This is a genomic window from Phenylobacterium kunshanense (assembly GCF_003254525.1).
Lineage (GTDB): Bacteria > Pseudomonadota > Alphaproteobacteria > Caulobacterales > Caulobacteraceae > Phenylobacterium > Phenylobacterium kunshanense.
Map to the genome: position 1 here is coordinate 198266 of NZ_QFYS01000006.1, position 15743 is coordinate 214008.

Annotated in this window: 13 protein-coding genes; 4 read left to right on the plus strand and 9 right to left on the minus strand. The window is 69.7% G+C overall.

The features are described from left to right. Window positions 1-42: 42 nt before the first annotated feature. The 8 genes from DJ019_RS14510 to DJ019_RS21225 form a co-directional block, all read right to left on the minus strand. Window positions 43-3321 (minus strand): carboxyl transferase domain-containing protein, encoded by a 3279-nt coding sequence (locus tag DJ019_RS14510; protein ID WP_338066094.1) that lies wholly within the window; start codon window positions 3319-3321, stop codon window positions 43-45. A 91-nt stretch (window positions 3322-3412) separates the two neighbouring features. Continuing rightward, window positions 3413-5635 carry a xanthine dehydrogenase family protein molybdopterin-binding subunit gene (locus DJ019_RS14515; protein WP_111276763.1) on the minus strand — a complete coding sequence of 741 codons (2223 nt, stop codon included), beginning with the start codon at window positions 5633-5635 and terminating at the stop codon, window positions 3413-3415. A 3-nt stretch (window positions 5636-5638) separates the two neighbouring features. Next, window positions 5639-6103 carry a (2Fe-2S)-binding protein gene (locus DJ019_RS14520; RefSeq protein WP_111276764.1) on the minus strand — a complete coding sequence of 155 codons (465 nt, stop codon included), beginning with the start codon at window positions 6101-6103 and terminating at the stop codon, window positions 5639-5641. A 102-nt stretch (window positions 6104-6205) separates the two neighbouring features. Next, complete coding sequence (locus DJ019_RS14525) at window positions 6206-6922, minus strand: TPM domain-containing protein (RefSeq protein ID WP_240606490.1); 717 nt, start codon at window positions 6920-6922, stop codon at window positions 6206-6208. Then, a complete protein-coding gene (locus DJ019_RS14530) occupies window positions 6919-7743 on the minus strand; it encodes a TPM domain-containing protein (protein ID WP_205854173.1) in 825 nt (274 codons plus the stop codon). Before DJ019_RS14530 ends, DJ019_RS14525 begins: the two co-directional genes overlap by 4 nt. Beyond that, a complete protein-coding gene (locus DJ019_RS14535; RefSeq protein WP_111276765.1) occupies window positions 7740-8399 on the minus strand; it encodes a LemA family protein in 660 nt (219 codons plus the stop codon). The genes DJ019_RS14530 and DJ019_RS14535 overlap by 4 nt, the downstream gene beginning before the upstream one ends. A 118-nt stretch (window positions 8400-8517) precedes the next feature. Next, window positions 8518-9294 (minus strand): DUF1365 domain-containing protein, encoded by a 777-nt coding sequence (locus DJ019_RS21220; protein WP_111276766.1) that lies wholly within the window; start codon window positions 9292-9294, stop codon window positions 8518-8520. After that, entirely contained in the window at window positions 9295-10632 is a 1338-nt protein-coding gene (locus DJ019_RS21225) for an NAD(P)/FAD-dependent oxidoreductase (protein WP_111276767.1), read from the minus strand. Between the two features lie 117 nt (window positions 10633-10749). Between DJ019_RS21225 and DJ019_RS14550 the strand changes: the two genes are divergently transcribed. The 3 genes from DJ019_RS14550 to DJ019_RS14560 are packed head-to-tail and all read left to right on the plus strand — an operon-like array spanning window position 10750 to window position 13020. After that, window positions 10750-11571 carry a DUF1295 domain-containing protein gene (locus DJ019_RS14550; RefSeq protein ID WP_240606491.1) on the plus strand — a complete coding sequence of 274 codons (822 nt, stop codon included), beginning with the start codon at window positions 10750-10752 and terminating at the stop codon, window positions 11569-11571. A gap of 7 nt (window positions 11572-11578) precedes the next feature. Next, on the plus strand, window positions 11579-12604 hold the full coding sequence (locus DJ019_RS14555) for an SAM-dependent methyltransferase (protein WP_111276769.1): 1026 nt from the start codon (window positions 11579-11581) through the stop codon (window positions 12602-12604). Between the two features lie 14 nt (window positions 12605-12618). Further along, a complete protein-coding gene (locus tag DJ019_RS14560; protein WP_111276770.1) occupies window positions 12619-13020 on the plus strand; it encodes a DUF2177 family protein in 402 nt (133 codons plus the stop codon). An 8-nt stretch (window positions 13021-13028) separates the two neighbouring features. Here DJ019_RS14560 and DJ019_RS14565 read toward each other — a convergent pair whose 3' ends face one another. Then, the gene (locus DJ019_RS14565) at window positions 13029-13961 is read right to left on the minus strand and encodes a hypothetical protein (RefSeq protein ID WP_133255310.1); all 933 of its coding nucleotides are present in this window, start codon (window positions 13959-13961) and stop codon (window positions 13029-13031) included. Window positions 13962-14131: 170 nt separating this feature from the next. Here DJ019_RS14565 and DJ019_RS14570 point away from each other — a divergent pair, with 170 nt between their 5' ends. Beyond that, entirely contained in the window at window positions 14132-15715 is a 1584-nt protein-coding gene (locus tag DJ019_RS14570) for an AMP-binding protein (RefSeq protein WP_240606492.1), read from the plus strand. Window positions 15716-15743 lie beyond the last annotated feature (28 nt).

Below are 15743 nucleotides of genomic sequence, written 5' to 3' on the forward strand. Positions count from 1 at the left end.
CGCTGCGGCCGCGCTGGCAATGGTGACCCCGCGTCAGACCTGTCACCAGGTGTCGATGAACGGCCGCTTCTTGCCCGGCGCCCGGGGCGGGACGGGGCAGACCTTGAGCCCTCGCACAAGCCAGGCGCGCGTTTCGGCGGGGTCGATGACCGCGTCGATCTCCACCACCGAGGCCACGGAGAGGGCCTTGCCGGTCTCGTACATCCGGCCGACCAGCTTCTCAAACAGAGCCTTCTTCGCCGCCTCGTCGGGCTGGGCGTCCAGCTCCTTCTTGTAGCCGAGCCGCACGGCGCCCTCGAGGCCCATGGGCCCGAACTCGGCGGTCGGCCAGGCGATGGTCATGGCCGGCGCCGAGAAGTCGCCGCCCGACATCGCCTGCGCCCCGAGGCCATAGCCCTTGCGCAGGACCACCGTGAACAGCGGCACGGTCAGGCTGGTGGCGGTGACCATCAGGCGCGAGCCGCGCCGGACCGCCGCGGTCGTCTCGCTGGCCGGGCCGACCATGAACCCTGGCGTGTCGCACAGCGACAGCACCGGCACGTCGAAGGCGTCGCAGAGCTGCAGGAACCGCCCGGCCTTTTCCGCTCCCTCGGAGTCGATCGCCCCGCCCAGGTGGCGCGGGTCGTTGGCGAACAGGCCCATCGGCCGGCCCTCGATCCGCAGGAAGCCGGTGATCATCCCCTTGCCGTAGCCGCCGCGCAGCTCGATCCACGACCCTGTGTCGGCCAGGGTGCGGATCACCTCGCGCACCTCGTAGGCCCGTACCCGGTTCTCCGGGATCAGGTGGCGAAGGCGCCGCTGGTCCTCGCAATCCCAGTCGCGCACCGCGCCCTGGAACATGCCCAGGATGTGCTTGGCCGCAGCCGTCGCCTCGGCCTCGTCCTCGGCCAGCACGTCGATGGCGCCGTTGGCGTACATGACGTCCGACGGCCCGATCTCGTCCGGCGTGAAGACGCCGAGGCCGCCGCCCTCGATCATCGCCGGACCGCCCAGGCCGATGTTCGAGTAGCGGGTGGCGATGGTCACGTCCGCGCAGCCGAAGAAGATGGCGTTGCCGGCGAAGCAGCGGCCCGAGTTGATCGAGATCCTCGGCGCCAGGCCCGACAGTCGAGCGAAAGTGGTGAAGCTGGTGGTGTCCAGCGACGAGGCCGAGAGCTGGCCGCCGTCCACATCGCCGGGCCGGCCGCCGCCGCCCTCGGTGTACCAGATGATCGGCGCCTTCCAGTGCTCGGCGAATTCCAGGATCCGGTCGGTCTTCTTGTGATTGAAATGGCCTTGCGTCCCCGCCAGCACGGTGAAGTCGTAGGCGAGGCCCACGCACCGCGCCTTGTCCTCGTCGAACAGCCGGCCGTTCACCTCACCGACGCCGGTGACAATGCCGTCGGCGGGCGTGTTGACCTGCAGGTCGGCCAGTTCACGCCGCCGCCGCTGGGCGGCGATGGCCATGGCCCCGTACTCCTGGAAGCTGCCCGGATCGAACAGGTCGTCCAGGTTCTCCCGCGCGGTCCGCTGGCCGGTCTTGCGCCGCCGCGCCACCGCCTCGGGCCGCGCCGCGTCCAGGGTGATCCGATGGCGCTCGATCACCTCGGCTAGGTCGGGCCGGATGTGGTCCAGGTCGATGGCGGCCTCGGCGTCGTCCACGGTCGCGCCTGCCTCATCGACCTCCAGGAAGGCCAGCGGGTTTCCCTCGAAGACGGTCTCGCCGATCTCCACCGCCAGGGCGCGGACCACGCCGGCGGCCTCGGCCGCGATGACGTGCTCCATCTTCATGGCTTCCAGGATCACCAGCGCCTGGCCCTTGCGGACCGTCTCGCCCGCCTCCGCTGCGAGGCCGATGACCGTGCCCTGCAGCGGCGAACGCAGCGCCGTCGTGCCGGCGGGCGCCTGCGGCTCGGCTCGTGCGCCGCCCGACGTCTCGCCCCGCGCCGCGGCGTCGAAATAGAGCCGCGGATGCGCCTCGGGCTCGCCGGTGAGCTCGGACATGTGCTGCTCGATGAAGCGGGTGTGGACCTCGCCGGCCGCCACGGCGGGATGAGCCAGCAGGTTCTGCAGGAAGGCGATATTGGTCGGGCTGCCCTCGATGCGGAACTCCGACAGGGCCCGGTAGGCCTTCGCCACCGCGCGGCTGAGGCCGCCGGCGCCGGCATGGACGATCACCTTGGCCATCAGGCTGTCGAAGCGGGCGCTCGTGAGATAGCCGGCGTAGCCGAAGCCGTCGACGCGCACGCCGGGTCCGGACGGCGGCTCGAACACCGACAGCGTCCCGCCCGCCGGTTTCGCCGACCCGTCCGCCGCCATCGTCTCCAGGTTCACCCGCGCCTGCACCGCATGGCCACGCGGCTCCGGAATGCGATCCTGGGTCACCGCCAGCTCGGCCAGGGTGTGGCCGGCGGCGATCTGGAGCTGCAGCCGCACGAGGTCGAGGCCGGTGACCTCCTCGGTGACCGTGTGCTCCACCTGCAGGCGGGCGTTGCCCTCGATGAACACCGCCTCGTCGCCATCCACGAGGAACTCGATCGTGCAGAGGCCGCGGTAGCCGGCGGCCCGGCCCAGGGCGACGGCATGGGCGAACAGCCGCTCGCGCACGGCCGCCGGCAGCATGTCGGCCGGCGCGATCTCCACCACCTTCTGGCGCTGGCGCTGAAGCGAGCACTCGCGGTCGTAGAGGTGGCTCACAGCGCTCCCGTCACCGACGATCTGCACCTCGATGTGCCGGGCGTGCGGCAGGAACCGCTCGACGTAGAGGTCGCCGTTGCCGAACGCCGCCATCGCCTCCGACGCACATCGCGCGAACGCCGCCTCCAGCTCCTCGATCGTGGCCGCCGGCCGCATGCCCCGTCCGCCGCCGCCGGCCACGGCCTTGACCATCACCGCGCCGTTCGCGGCCAGGAACGCCTTTGCCTCGTCGAGCGTGGTCGGCCCATCCGTGCCGGACAGCACGGGCACGCCGCAGCTCTGCGCCAGCGCCCGGGCGCGGCCTTTGTCACCGAACAGCTCCAGCGTTTCCGGTGTCGGACCGACGAAGATCAGGCCGGCCTCGGCGCAGGCGCGGGCGAAGGCCGCGTTCTCGGCCAGGAAGCCGTAGCCGGGATGCACCGCGTCGGCGCCCGCTGCCTTGGCCGCGGCCACCACCTGGGAGATGTCGAGATAGGCCGCTGGCCCCGAGCCCTTCAGCGCCACGGCCTGGTCGGTCTTGCGCACGTGCAGGGACGCCGCGTCGTCTTCCGAGAAGACGGCCACGGTCGACAGGCCCATCTCGGCCGCCGTCCGCGCGATGCGCACCGCGATCTCGCCCCGGTTCGCGATCAGAAGCGTCTTCACTGGCGTCCCCTCAAACACTTGTTTGGGACGCATCATGCAAAGGCCGCAGCGAAGGTCGAGGAGTTTCCGCCTCTCCCTTCGCCCTACGCGCTTAGGCCTTCAGCATATCCGGCGTGATCGGCAGGCTCCGCACCCGCTTGCCCGTCGCCGCGAAGATGGCGTTGGTCAGCGCCGGGATCGCCGGCGGCAGGGCCGGCTCGCCCAGGCCGGTCGGGTTGAAGTCCGTCTTCAGGAACTTCACCTCAACCGGGCACGCCTCCGAGATCCGCATCAGCGGATAGTCGGTGAAGTTGCTCTGCTCAGCGGCGCCGTTCGCGATGGTGATCTGCTGGTGCAGCGCCTCGGAAAGGCCGTCCAGCACCGAACCCTGCACCTGGTTGAGCGCGCCCGCCGGATTGATGATCTGACGTCCCACATCCGCAGCGACCCAGACCTTCTTCACCTTCACCGCGCCGTCGGGCGAGACCGCCACATGGGCGACTTCGGCGAAATAGCCGAGATGGCTGTAGTAGCAGCCGACGCCCATGCCTTCGCCCTTGGGCAGCTTGCCGCGATCCGCCCAGCCCGACATCTCGCCCACGGCCTTCAGCACGCCGCGCATGCGGCCCGCGCCAAAGGCGGCCGGCGGCTCGCCGACCACGTCCTTGTCACCCAGCAGCTTGAGCTGGAACGCCAGGGGATCCTGGCCGGCCGCGTGTGCCAGCTCGTCGATGAACGACTGGAAGACGAACGCCAGCGCGTTGGACCCCGGCGCCCGCAGCGGCCCGGTGGGCACGCCCAACGGCATCGGCGAGACTTCATAGCGGACGTTCGGCACGAAGCGGGCCGGGAACTCGGCGGCGGACATGCCCGCGCTGGGCGCCGGGCCTTCACCGTGGCTGGGCGTGACGAAGTGGTCGGACAGCGCGATCAGATTGCCCTGCGCGTCCACGCCGCCCTTCAGGAAGTGCCAGCCCGCCGGACGGTAGTGGTCGTGCTGCATGTCGTCTTCGCGCGTCCAAACCAGCTTTACCGGGGCCTTCGCCTCGCGCGCGATCCAGGCGGCCTCGACCATGTAGTCGTTGGCCAGACGGCGGCCGAAACCACCGCCGCCGCGGACCATGTGCACCGTGATGTCCTCGGGCTTCAGCCCCAGCGTCTTGGCGCAGAGCTGGCGGCCCGGCTCGGGGTTCTGGGTCGGCGCCCACACCTCCAGCTTGCCGTCCTTGAATTCGGCGGTGCAGTTCTGCGGCTCGAGGTTGGCGTGGCTGAGGAACGGATAGGCGTAGGCTGCCTCCACCGTCTTGGCGGCCCCCTTCAGCGCCGCATCGACGTCGCCGTCATTGCGCGTCTGGCGCACGCCTTTGCCGGCAGCCAGCTCCTTGGCCTTGGCGGCGAAGCCCGCGCTGGATTGCGCCGCGCTGGGATGGTCGGCCCATTTGACGTTGAGGCGGTCGCGCCCTTTGCGCGCGGCCCACCAGCTGTCGGCCACCACGGCCACGCCGGGCATCAGCCCCTGGCCGATCTGGCCCGGACCCGGCGTGAAGGCGTTCGGGTCGCCCTCGACGATGAAGGCGGCCTTCACGCCCTTGACGGCCTTGGCCGCTTCCAGGTCCGCGCTGGCGACCTTGGCGCCGAACACCGGGGCCTTGATGAAGGTCGCGTACAGCATCCCCGGCCGGCGCTGGTCGATGCCGAACAGCGGCTGGCCCGTCACGATCTTGGCGGTGTCGTACTGCGGCTGCGGCTTGCCGACGATGCGATAGTCCTTGGCGTCCTTCAGCGGCACGGTCTTTGGATCGGGCGGGGTGACGCTGGCGCAGGCAAGAGCGAGCGAGCCGTAGGTCCGCTTCTTGCCCGAAGGCTTGTGCACCACATGGCCGGGCGTGGTCGTGCAGTCGCCAGGGCCACAGTTCCACGCCGTGGCCGCCGCCTGGATCAGCATGGCGCGCGCCACCGCGCCCACGCGGCGGAGCTCGTCCCAGTGCATGGGCGTCGCCATGCTGCCGCCGGCGAACTGGCGGCCGTAGGTCTTGGGATCGTTCGGGGCCATCTCGACCCGCACGTCCTCCCACGCCACGTCGAGCTCCTCGGCGATCAGCATGGGCAGCATGGTCTTCACGCCCTGGCCCACGTCGGGGCTCTTGGCGAGGATGGTCACCTGGCCGTTGGGCGCGACGGTGACGTAGGCGTTCAGTGGCCGCAGCGCGTCGTCCTGCGCGTGCGCCTTGCCGGCCATGGCGAAGCCTAGGGTCAGGCCGCCGGCGCCGACCGACACCAAGACCTCGCGGCGGTTCGCGCCCGACTCCGGCGGCGACTTGTCATGATAGGTCATGGCTCAGGCCTCCTTCTGGCCGGAGGCGCGCTTGATGGCGGCGCGGATGCGGACGTAGGTGGCGCAGCGGCAGATGTTGCCGTTCATGGCCTCGTCGATCTGCTCGTCCGTCGGCTTCGGCGTCTTCGTAAGCAGCGCAGTGGCGCTCATGATCTGGCCAGCCTGGCAATAGCCGCACTGGGCCACGTCCAGCTCGGTCCAGGCGGCCTGGACTTTCTTCCCCACCGGGTTCGCGGCCATGCCCTCGATGGTGCTGACCTTCGCCTTACCCACGCTCTCCACCGGGATCTGGCACGAGCGCATCGGCTGGCCGTCGATGTGCACCGTGCACGCGCCACAGGCGGCGACGCCGCAGCCGTACTTCGTGCCCACGAGGTTCAGGGTGTCGCGCAACACCCAGAGCAGCGGCGTATCGCCGTCCACGTCGGCGCTCAGCGCCTTGCCGTTCACATTGAGGGTATAGGCCATCGCCCGTCGTCTCCGCCTTGTGCGGTCATGCTACCGCGCGGACCGGGCGGGGCAAAGCGCGGGTGAATGACAGAACGGCAATGTTCGTCGCGCCGTCGCCGCCTACGTCGACGGAAGCACCACCACCGCGTCCGACAGTTCGTTCGGATTGTCGTCCGGCCGGGCCGGGAACTTCTGCGCCAGCACCTCACCGCACAGGGCGATGGCGGCGGTGAAGCCCGCCGCCGGCTCGCCACGCCGCAATCCGCTGGTGAGCGCCGCCATGGCCTTGTCCCAGACGCCCGGCTCGGCCTCGGCGTGGATGCCCTCGTCGGCGATCAGCTCGGCCATATGTTCCGCCGCCGAGACATAGATCAGGACACCGGTCCGCTCTCGGGTGGCGTGCAGGTTCTTTGAGAGGAACTGTTCCTCCGCCCGCTGGCGCACCCGTTCGCGCTTCAGGCCGCGCGGGGTGAGCGCTCGCCGGACAGGGCCGATGGCCACGATCAGCAGGGTCGCGACGAACAGCAGCACCTGCAGCAGCAGTGTGCCGACCAGCGCCGCACGGACCGAGGCTTCACCGATGTCCTCCACCTGCGCCGCGCTCCAGCCGCCGAAGGCGCTGATGTCGGGCACGGTCACTTCGACGCCGCCCAGCAACAGCAGCGCCGGCGCCAGCAGGGCGACGCCGGCCGCCCAGGCCACGGGGGTGGCGTGATAGTCCGAGCTGTCCTCCGCCACGACGCAGTAGATCTCGCCCGACGTCCGCGCCTCGGCGGCCCGCACGGCGGCTTCGATCGCGGCCAGGTCATCCGCCGAAAGCAGGGGCTTGCCGCTCACCAGCGTCCCGAGGCGCCGCCGCCTCCTCCCGATCCGCCGCCACCGGAAAACCCTCCGCCGCCGAAGCCACCGCCACCGCTCCACCCGCCGCCGCCGTGGCCGCGGCCCGAGTTCGACAGGATCAGCGGCAGCAGCCACCAGAGGCCGCTGTCGCGCCCCCGCCGACGGCCGCCGCCGAAGGCGCGCATCACCCCGCTCAGGACCCAGAAGACCACGAGAATGGCGAAGATGATCGGGATGATGCTCCCGCCGCCGTCCGCCTCCCGGGCCGCCGCGGCGCGCTGGGCCTCGGCCTTGGCGACCTCGGCCTTCGCCTGGTCCTCGGGCAAGCCGATCTGACGCACGATGGCGCGGGTTCCGTCCACGACGCCCTTCTCGTAGTCGCCGGCCTTGAACGCAGGCAGCACGGCGCGCTGGAGAATCAGGCTCGACAGGGCGTCGGTCATCACCGGCTCCAGGCCGTAGCCGACCTCGATCCGCACCGACCGCTCGTTGGGCGCGACGATGAGGATGATCCCGTCGTCCTGATCCTTGCGGCCGATGCCCCAGGTGCGCAGCAGCTGGTAGCCGTAGTCTTCGATCTCATAGCCCTGCAGGGTGGGCAGGGTGGCGACCACCACCTGGTGGCCGGTCTGCTGTTCCAGCGCGGCCAGTTCATCAGTGAGCTGCTGCTCGGCGGCCGGGGACAGCAGTTTGGCCTCGTCCACCACCCGCCCGGTGAGCGGCGGGAACTTCGGCGCCGCCAGCGCAAGCGCCGGCAGCAGGAGCCCCAGGAGGAGCGCCAGCCAGACTCCGCCGCGCGGGGCGACCGCTGTCGTCACTTCGGCGGAGCCGATCCGGGCGCAGCGCCGGCGGGCTGTGCGCCAGCCGGTTGGGCGCCGAAGTCGACCGTCGGCGCGCTCTGCGCCGTGGCAGCGGCTTCGAACAGCTGCATCGGCTTCGACCCGCTGTGCACCGTCTTCGCCCAGATGATCTGCGGGAAGGTCCGCAGCGTCGTGTTGTAGTCGCGGACCGCCTCGTTGTAGTCGCGCCGGGCGATCGCGATGCGGTTCTCAGTGCCCTCGAGCTGGCTCTGGAGCGCCATGAAATTCTCGTTCGACTTCAGGTCCGGATATTGCTCCTGCAGCACCCGCAGCGGGGCGATGGCGAGCGACAGTTGCTGCTGCGCCGCCGCGTAGCGCGCGAAGGCCGCCGGGTCCTGGGTGATGCCCGCGTCGGACCGCACCTGCAGCGCCCCGGCCCGCGCCTGGGAGACGCCGATCAGGACACTGGACTCCTGCGCCGCATAGCCCTTCACGGTCGCGACCAGGTTCGGGATCAGGTCGGACCGTCGCTGATACTGGTTCTGCACCTCGGCCCACTGGGCCTTGGCCCGCTCTTCCTGGGTCGGGATGGTGTTGACGCCGCAGGCGGCCAGCACCAGCGGCGCGACCAGCAGAAGCGCCAGGCGCGAGACTCGACGGATCAGGCTGTTCATCAGACTCCCCAAGGATGCACACGGCCAGTGAGGCCTGACTGTGGGCCGCGCCTTGATTGCACGCAACGCCCCAACGCGCACACGGCGAGATCGGCGCCGTGTATCCGAGCAGGAAACGTCAGCCGGCCACCGTCGCCGGCGTCACCACCGTCACCGACCACTCAGGCTTGGGCGGCCGCTGGCGAATCTTCTCGCCCTTCAGCCAGATGAACAGCGCCTCCCAGTGGATGGCGGCGACCACGCCTAGGGTCATCCAGGGATGGGCAATCCAGGCCTTCAGGAGGTTGCGGTCGGTCATGTCCTGCCGGCGACCGGTGAAACCGGCGGCCAGCACCCGGCCCTCGGCGTCGTCCACGTCCACGAACACCTGCACCTCGTCGCCCGGCGGCCGCATGCGGAAGGCATACGAGAGGTCCATGTCCATGAAGGGCGACACATAGAAGCCCTTCTCGCAGGCCTGCTTCACAACCGGCGCGTTGTCGGCCGGGATGAGATAGCTGTGCCGCTCGCCGAAGGTGTTGTTCACCTCGTAGAGGATGGCGCTCAGCGCGCCGTCAGGACGGTGACAGTAGTAGACCGTCAGCGGATTGAACCCCGTGCCCAGGATCCGCGGCATGGCCAGCATCCGCACCGGACCGCCGTGGGCGATCCCGGCGGCGGCGAGCTGGGCCTCCACCTGCGCCTTCAGCGGGGTGTCCGAACCGTCGCCGTGCCGGCGCGGATCGAAGCCGACGAGGTTGAACCGGGCCCGCGAGAACAGCTTCAGGTCCCGGTCGAGCGTCTCCAGCTCGTCCAGGTCCAGTAGAAGCATGAAGATGCGGTACCGCAGCTTGTGGACGCGGGGTTTGAGCCGGGCGTGGGTGACGAGCCCGGGATATATCCCGGAGGCCGGCATCTAGGCCGCCGCCTCCGATAGCGCCGGCTCGCGCACGTGGATCCGGCCGTTGGGGTCCGGCACCGTCCATGGCCGCTCGACGCCGCCCAGCTGCTCGGCGACCGCAAGGCCCGACTGCAGCGCGTCCTCGTGGAAGCCGTGGCCGAAGTACGAGCCGCAGAACCAGGTCCGCCGCACGCCTTGCAGGTCCCAGATCTCCTTCTGGGCGGCGATGGCCGCGCCGTCGAAGAGCGGATGGTCGTAGATCTCGGTCCGGATCAGCTTGTCCGCCGCGATCTCCTTGTTGGGGTTCAGCGTGACGAACAGGTCCGGCGCGTCCTTCAGGCTCTGCAGGCGGGTCATCCAGTAGCTGACCGCCCCCTCGCCCGGCTTGTCGCGATAGCCGATGTGGTTCCAGCTCGACCAGGCCCGCCGGCGCTTGGGCATCAGGCAGGTGTCGGTGTGCAGCGCCACGAGGTTCCGGCTGTAGCGGAAGCAGCCCAGGATCCGTTGCTCCTCGGGCGTCGGATCCTCCAGCAGCGACAGCGCCGTGTCGCCGTGGGTGGCGATCACGACCTGATCGAACCGCTCACGGCCGCCCGCCGCCAGGCGCAGCTCCACGCCGTTGGCGTCGCGCTTCACCCCGGCCACGCGGGCGCTCTTGCGCTGCTCGCCCGGGAAGTCGGCCAGCAGCTTTTCCACATAGGCCTTCGACCCGCCGCGCACGGTGCGCCACAGGCCGCGGCCGAAGATGCTCATCATCCCGTGGTTCAGGAAGAAGCGGATCAGGGAGGCGGCCGGGTACTGGCCGATCTCCTTCAGCGGCGTCGACCAGATCGCCGCCGCCTGCGGCAGCAGGTGGTCGTCACGGAACGCCTGGCAGTAGCCGTTCGCCTCCAGATAGTCCTCCAGCGAGGTCATCGGGGTGTCGAGGCTCGCGAGGTCCTTCGGCGCCCGCCGGTAGAAGCGGGTGATGTCGCGCAGCATCCCCCAGAACCGGGCCGAGAACAGGTTGCGCTTCTGCGCGAAGACTCCGAGCGCGCCGTAGCTGGAATATTCGAAGTCGCCGTCGTCCAGCGACACGCTCAGCGACATGTCGGCGTTCACGCTGGGCACGCCCAGATGCGCCAGCAGCGCCGTGAAGTTGGGATAGTTGCCCTCGTTGTAGACGATGAAGCCGGTGTCCACCGGCACGGGGCCGTTCAGGCCCGGCGCCTCGGCGGTGTTCGCGTGGCCGCCAAGGCGCGGATCGGCTTCGAACAGGGTCACGTCATGTCGCTTCGCCAGGAGCCAGGCAGCCGAAAGGCCCGCGACACCGCTGCCGACCACGGCCACCCGCAGGCGGTCACCACCACTCATTCGAACTATCACCCTCAAGAAGCACGCAAGCGCCTGGTACGTGCGGTCTTCCCCCGTCCAGGTGCTTAGCAAATGCTACGCGATCATCACAGCGCCGGATGCGTCTGAGCGCGGATCATGTTCGTATGGCTGGGCGGAGGTCGGATGCTGCTGCAACTGGTGCTGGGCGTGCTGGTCGCCATGCTGGCGGTGATGGTCGCGGCGTGGGCGTTCGGCCTGGCGCGCCGCAACGGCGGCTGGACCGACGTCTTCTGGACCTGGGGCTCGGGCGCGGTGCTGGCCGTCGCCGCCTTCTGGCCCGCCGTGGGCGACATCGAACCGGCCCGCCAGACCCTGGTTGCGGCCATGGTCGTGCTCTGGGCCACGCGCCTCGGCCTCTACCTGACCCCCCGCGTCGCCGGCCATCCCGAAGACGCCCGCTATGCGAAGTTCCGCCAGGACTTCGGCCCCCGCTATCCGATGGGCATGCTGTTCGTGACCTTGCCGCAGGCGCCGGCGACGGCGCTGCTTTCGGTTTCCGTGCTCCTGGCCGCCCACTCCCCCGGTCCGGCGCCGGCCTTGCGCGACGCCGCGGCCCTGGCCCTATTCCTGGTGGCGATCGCCGGCGAGGCGGTCGCCGACGCCCAGATGAAGCGCTTCCGCGCCGATCCCGCCAACAGGGGCAAGGTGATCGACACCGGCCTCTGGGCCTGGTCGCGCCACCCGAACTACTTTTTCCAATGGCTGGGGTGGCTTGCCTATCCGGTCATCGCCCTCGACCCCGGCCGGCCGCTCACCTGGCTCAGCCTGACCGCGCCGGCGGTCATGTACGGCCTGCTGCGCCACGTCTCGGGCGTCCCGCCGCTCGAAGCCGCCATGCTGGAATCCCGCGGCGAGGCCTTCCGCGACTACCAGCGCCGCGTGCCCGTCTTCTTCCCGTCTCCCCCCAAGAAAGCCTGAGTTCCGAATGAGCCTGACCGCCGCCATCATCGACACCTTCGAAGGCGCGCCCCTGCCCGACGTGGTTCGCAAGACCGCGATCCACCTGCTTGTCGCCAATGCTCGCCGCCAGCTCTCCGCGGCCGGAGCGGACGCGGACGCGGCCTTCGCCCGCGAGATGGCCGAGCGCCCGATCGCCGAGCACACCGACGCGGCCAACGCCCAGCACTACGAGGTGCCGGCGGAGTTCTTCCTGAACTGCCTGGGCCCGCAGCTGAAATACTCCTGCGCCCTGTACGCGAACCCCGGCGACACCCTGGCCCAGGCCGAGGAGCATGGCCTCGCCGAGACCGCCGCCCACGCCGACCTCAAGGATGGCCAGCGCATCCTGGAGCTCGGCTGCGGTTGGGGCTCGCTCTCGCTGTGGATGGCCAAGGCCTATCCGAACGCCCGCATCACCTCGGTGTCGAACTCGGCCAGCCAGCGGGCCTTCATCCTGGCCCGGGCGCAGGAGCGGGGCCTCTCGAACCTGGACGTGATCACCTGTGACATGAACGACTTCCAGGCGGACGGTGAATTCGACCGCGTGGTCTCGGTGGAGATGTTCGAGCATATGGCGAACTGGAGGGCCTTGCTCACCCGCGTGAAGGGCTGGCTGAAGCCCGACGGTCGGCTCTTCATCCACGTCTTCACGCACCGGACCACGCCCTACCGGTTCGACGTCGACGACGAGGCCGACTGGATCGGCAAGTACTTCTTCTCGGGCGGGGTGATGCCCAGCCACGGCCTGATCACCCAGTTCCCCGACCTGTTCACCCTGGAACAGGACTGGCGCTGGAGCGGGACCCACTACGAGAAGACCGCTTTGCACTGGCTTGAGGCCTACGACCGCAACATCGCGAAGATCCGGCCGGTGCTGGACGAGGTCTACGGCGACCAGGCCACCCTCTGGCATCGCCGCTGGCGCCTGTTCTTCCTGGCCACCGCCGGACTCTTCGGCCACCGTGGCGGTGCGGAATGGGGCGTCAGCCACTACCGGCTGAGGCCGGCGTGAGGCGGGGGGAAATCATGCTGAGACTGATCGCGACCTACCTGGCGACCGCGGTCGCCTTCGCGGCCATGGACTATGTCTGGCTGACGCAGGCGGGCCCCAAGGTCTATTTCCCGACCCTCGACCCCGTCGCCCTGCGCGAGGCGCGGATCGGACCCGCGGTGGTCTTCTACTTCGTCTACATCGCCGGCGTCCTGGCCCTCGCCGTCTGGCCGACCCGCGACAAGCCGCTGATCAAGACCACCCTCACCGGCGCGATGCTGGGCGCCCTCTGCTACGCCACCTACGACCTCACCAACCAGGCGACGCTGAAGGTCTGGTCCACGCACATCACCCTGATCGACATCACCTGGGGCACGTTCCTTACCGCCGTCGGGGCGACCGCGGGCGGCTGGACGCTCCGAAAGCTTACGCGCTGAGGGAAGGCCTAGGATTCGGCCCAGGCGGCGAGCACGCCCAGTCGGGCCAGCCGGTTGAACAGACGCTCGATGTTGCCGGCGTTCTCCTGCAGCAGGGCCGCGGCCGCGGGGTGCTCTACGACCGCCGGGCCTAGCACGGTCCCCTCCCGTGAGCGTCGGCAGTATCCTGCCCGCTCCAAGGTCAGCAGTCGGCGGCGGACGATTTCAGGCGAAAGGGCCATGAGATCCGTAAGCACCGCCGTCCGCACCGGCACGAGCGGCCCGGCCGCCTCCCCGTCTGGAGGCAGGTTGGCCCGCGCCACATGCAGCAGGAGAAGACCGTCCACCGGATGGCCGACGCGGCTCGTGACCGCCTCGATGCAGCGCATCAGGTACTCGGCGAGGACGCGGTTCGCGACACGCACCGGCGGGGAGACGCCGTTGAGATCGATGACATCGCCCACCGTTTCGCTGCCTGCGATGGGGATCGGCGGCAACGCCTGGGCGTCGGTCAGGTCGCTATAGAAGCGCCGGAGCCGCTCGTATCGGGCCAAGCTCAGGGCCTTGAACGCCGGTGACTCGAGGCGCGTCTGGGAAACCAGCACGCCGCGCGGCGTCATCACGAAGACGCCCTGGCGCGCCAGCCGAGCCACCCGCCGCCGGACTGTCTCGAACGGCAAGCGCAGGGAATGGGCGACCGCATTGATGCTGACGGGGCGTCGCACCCCTTCGGGCGGGGCGTCGTCGAGCGCGCCATAGGCGAACTGCAGGCCCACATCCTGCTTCACGGGCGCGACATTGGCGTCGAGTATCGCGGCGATCAGCAGCCGGTCGATGATATCGCCCCCGGCGCGGCTGAGTTCGATGGAGTCGACCAGGTAGTCGAGTGACAGGCGCGACAGCCGCCGCAACGCATCGGCGTCCCACGACCCGGCGGCCTCTGGCCCAGGCGGCGCAACCATTGGCCAAGCGTGGCGGGAGTTGTCGCCGCTGACAAGGCGACCACATGCCTGCCGCTACATGTCGCCGCCGCAACGTACTCGGCGTTGTCCGCCCGCCTTCCGCCGTGTCATGGTCGTTTTCGAAGAACGGGAATGACGCCGCCTCAAGACGGCGCACGGAGGAAGACGGGATGGAAGCGGTGAAGGAACGGGAAAGCGTGGCCGAGCGGCTGGAAGCCGCCGCGCTCAACGGCATGACCATGGCGGTCTGGGCCGATGTACAGCCGAACAAGGCGGCCGTGATCGACCCGGACGGCGCGACGCGATCGTTCGCCGAAGTGAACGCCAACGCCAACCGCCTCGTGCGGCTGATGCGCAAGGCGGGCCTGAAGGCCGGCGACGGCGTGGCGCTGGTGATGTCCAACCGGCACGAGTTCCTGGAGATCCAGTCCGCGACCCTGCGGGCCGGCTTCCGGATCACCCCCGTGAACTGGCACCTGACCGCCGAGGAGGTCGCCTACATCCTCAACGACTGCGAGGCCCAGGCCCTGTTCGGCGAGGCGCGGATCGCCACCGTCGCCCCCGCTGCGGCCCAGGCGCCGAACCTGCGCCTCAAGATCGCCGTGGGCGGCGGCCTCGATGGCTTCACGAACTACGATCAGGCGCTGGCCGGCCTCGACCCGTCCGACATCGACGACCCGGTGCTCGGCAACCAGATGCTCTACACCTCGGGCACCACAGGCCGGCCGAAGGGCGTGTTCCGCCCGACGCCGGTGGTCACGCCCCAGGCCATGTACGCCATGCGCGGCTACGACGCCCACTCGGTGCAGCTCTGTGCGGGCCCCGCGTACCACGCCGCTCCGCTGGCCTTCGACGTACGAGCCGCCATGGGCGCCGGCGCAACCCTGGTGTTCCTCGACAAGTGGGATTCGGAACACACCCTCCGCACCATCGCCGAGCGCAAGGTCACGCACATGCACCTGGTGCCGATCATGTTCCAGCGCCTGCTGGCTCTGCCGGCCGAGGTGAAGGCGAAGTACGACGTCTCCAGCGTCCGATACATCGTTCACGGCGCGGCCCCGTGCCCGCCCGAAGTGAAGTACGCGATGATCGAATGGTTCGGTCCGGTGCTGAGCGAATACTACGCCGGCTCCGAGGGCGGCGCGGGCTTCATGATCAACTCCGAGGAGTGGCTGAAGAAGCCCGGCTCCGTCGGCAAGAAGCCCGAGCTGCTGGGCTCAAAGATCCTCGACGAGGCCGGGAACGAGTGCCCGCCGAACGTCTCGGGCACGATCTATCACCAGCTCCCGCCGGGGGGCGGCTTCACCTACTACAAGGACGAGAAGAAGACCCAGGCGTCCCGCGTCGGCGACTACTTCACCATGGGCGACATGGGCTACTTCGACGAGGACGGGTACCTGTTCCTCACCGGCCGCAGCGCCGAGACGATCATCTCCGGCGGGGTGAACATCTATCCGCAGGAAATCGACAACGAGCTGATCAAGCATGAGGCGGTCGCCGACAGCGCCACCGTGGGCGTCCCGCACGACGAGTGGGGCGAGCAGGTGAAGGCCGTGATCCTGCTGAAGCCGGGCTACGAGCCCTCCAGCCTGCTGGCCGACGAGATCCTGGCCTTCGCCCGCGACAGCCTGCCCAGCTTCAAGGTCCCCCGCAGCCTCGACTTCGTCACCGAGCTGCCGCGCTCCGAGGCCGGCAAGATCCAGCGCGGCAAGGTGCGGGCGCCTTACTGGGAAGGCCGCGCGCGGCAGATCTGAAGCCCGCCCCTGGCGGTTTCCGGACGTC

Bases quoted from the DNA above. Each gene is read 5' to 3' on its own strand.
- DJ019_RS14550 (WP_240606491.1), top strand. From the start codon at position 10,750: ATGTTCGTATGGCTGGGCGGAGGTCGGATGCTGCTGCAACTGGTGCTG.
- DJ019_RS14515 (WP_111276763.1), bottom strand. From the start codon at position 5,635: ATGACCTATCATGACAAGTCGCCGCCGGAGTCGGGCGCGAACCGCCGC.
- DJ019_RS14520 (WP_111276764.1), bottom strand. From the start codon at position 6,103: ATGGCCTATACCCTCAATGTGAACGGCAAGGCGCTGAGCGCCGACGTG.
- DJ019_RS14555 (WP_111276769.1), top strand. From the start codon at position 11,579: ATGAGCCTGACCGCCGCCATCATCGACACCTTCGAAGGCGCGCCCCTG.
- DJ019_RS14570 (WP_240606492.1), top strand. From the start codon at position 14,132: ATGGAAGCGGTGAAGGAACGGGAAAGCGTGGCCGAGCGGCTGGAAGCC.
- DJ019_RS14535 (WP_111276765.1), bottom strand. From the start codon at position 8,399: ATGAACAGCCTGATCCGTCGAGTCTCGCGCCTGGCGCTTCTGCTGGTC.
- DJ019_RS21225 (WP_111276767.1), bottom strand. From the start codon at position 10,632: ATGAGTGGTGGTGACCGCCTGCGGGTGGCCGTGGTCGGCAGCGGTGTC.
- DJ019_RS14560 (WP_111276770.1), top strand. From the start codon at position 12,619: ATGCTGAGACTGATCGCGACCTACCTGGCGACCGCGGTCGCCTTCGCG.
- DJ019_RS21220 (WP_111276766.1), bottom strand. From the start codon at position 9,294: ATGCCGGCCTCCGGGATATATCCCGGGCTCGTCACCCACGCCCGGCTC.
- DJ019_RS14565 (WP_133255310.1), bottom strand. From the start codon at position 13,961: ATGGTTGCGCCGCCTGGGCCAGAGGCCGCCGGGTCGTGGGACGCCGAT.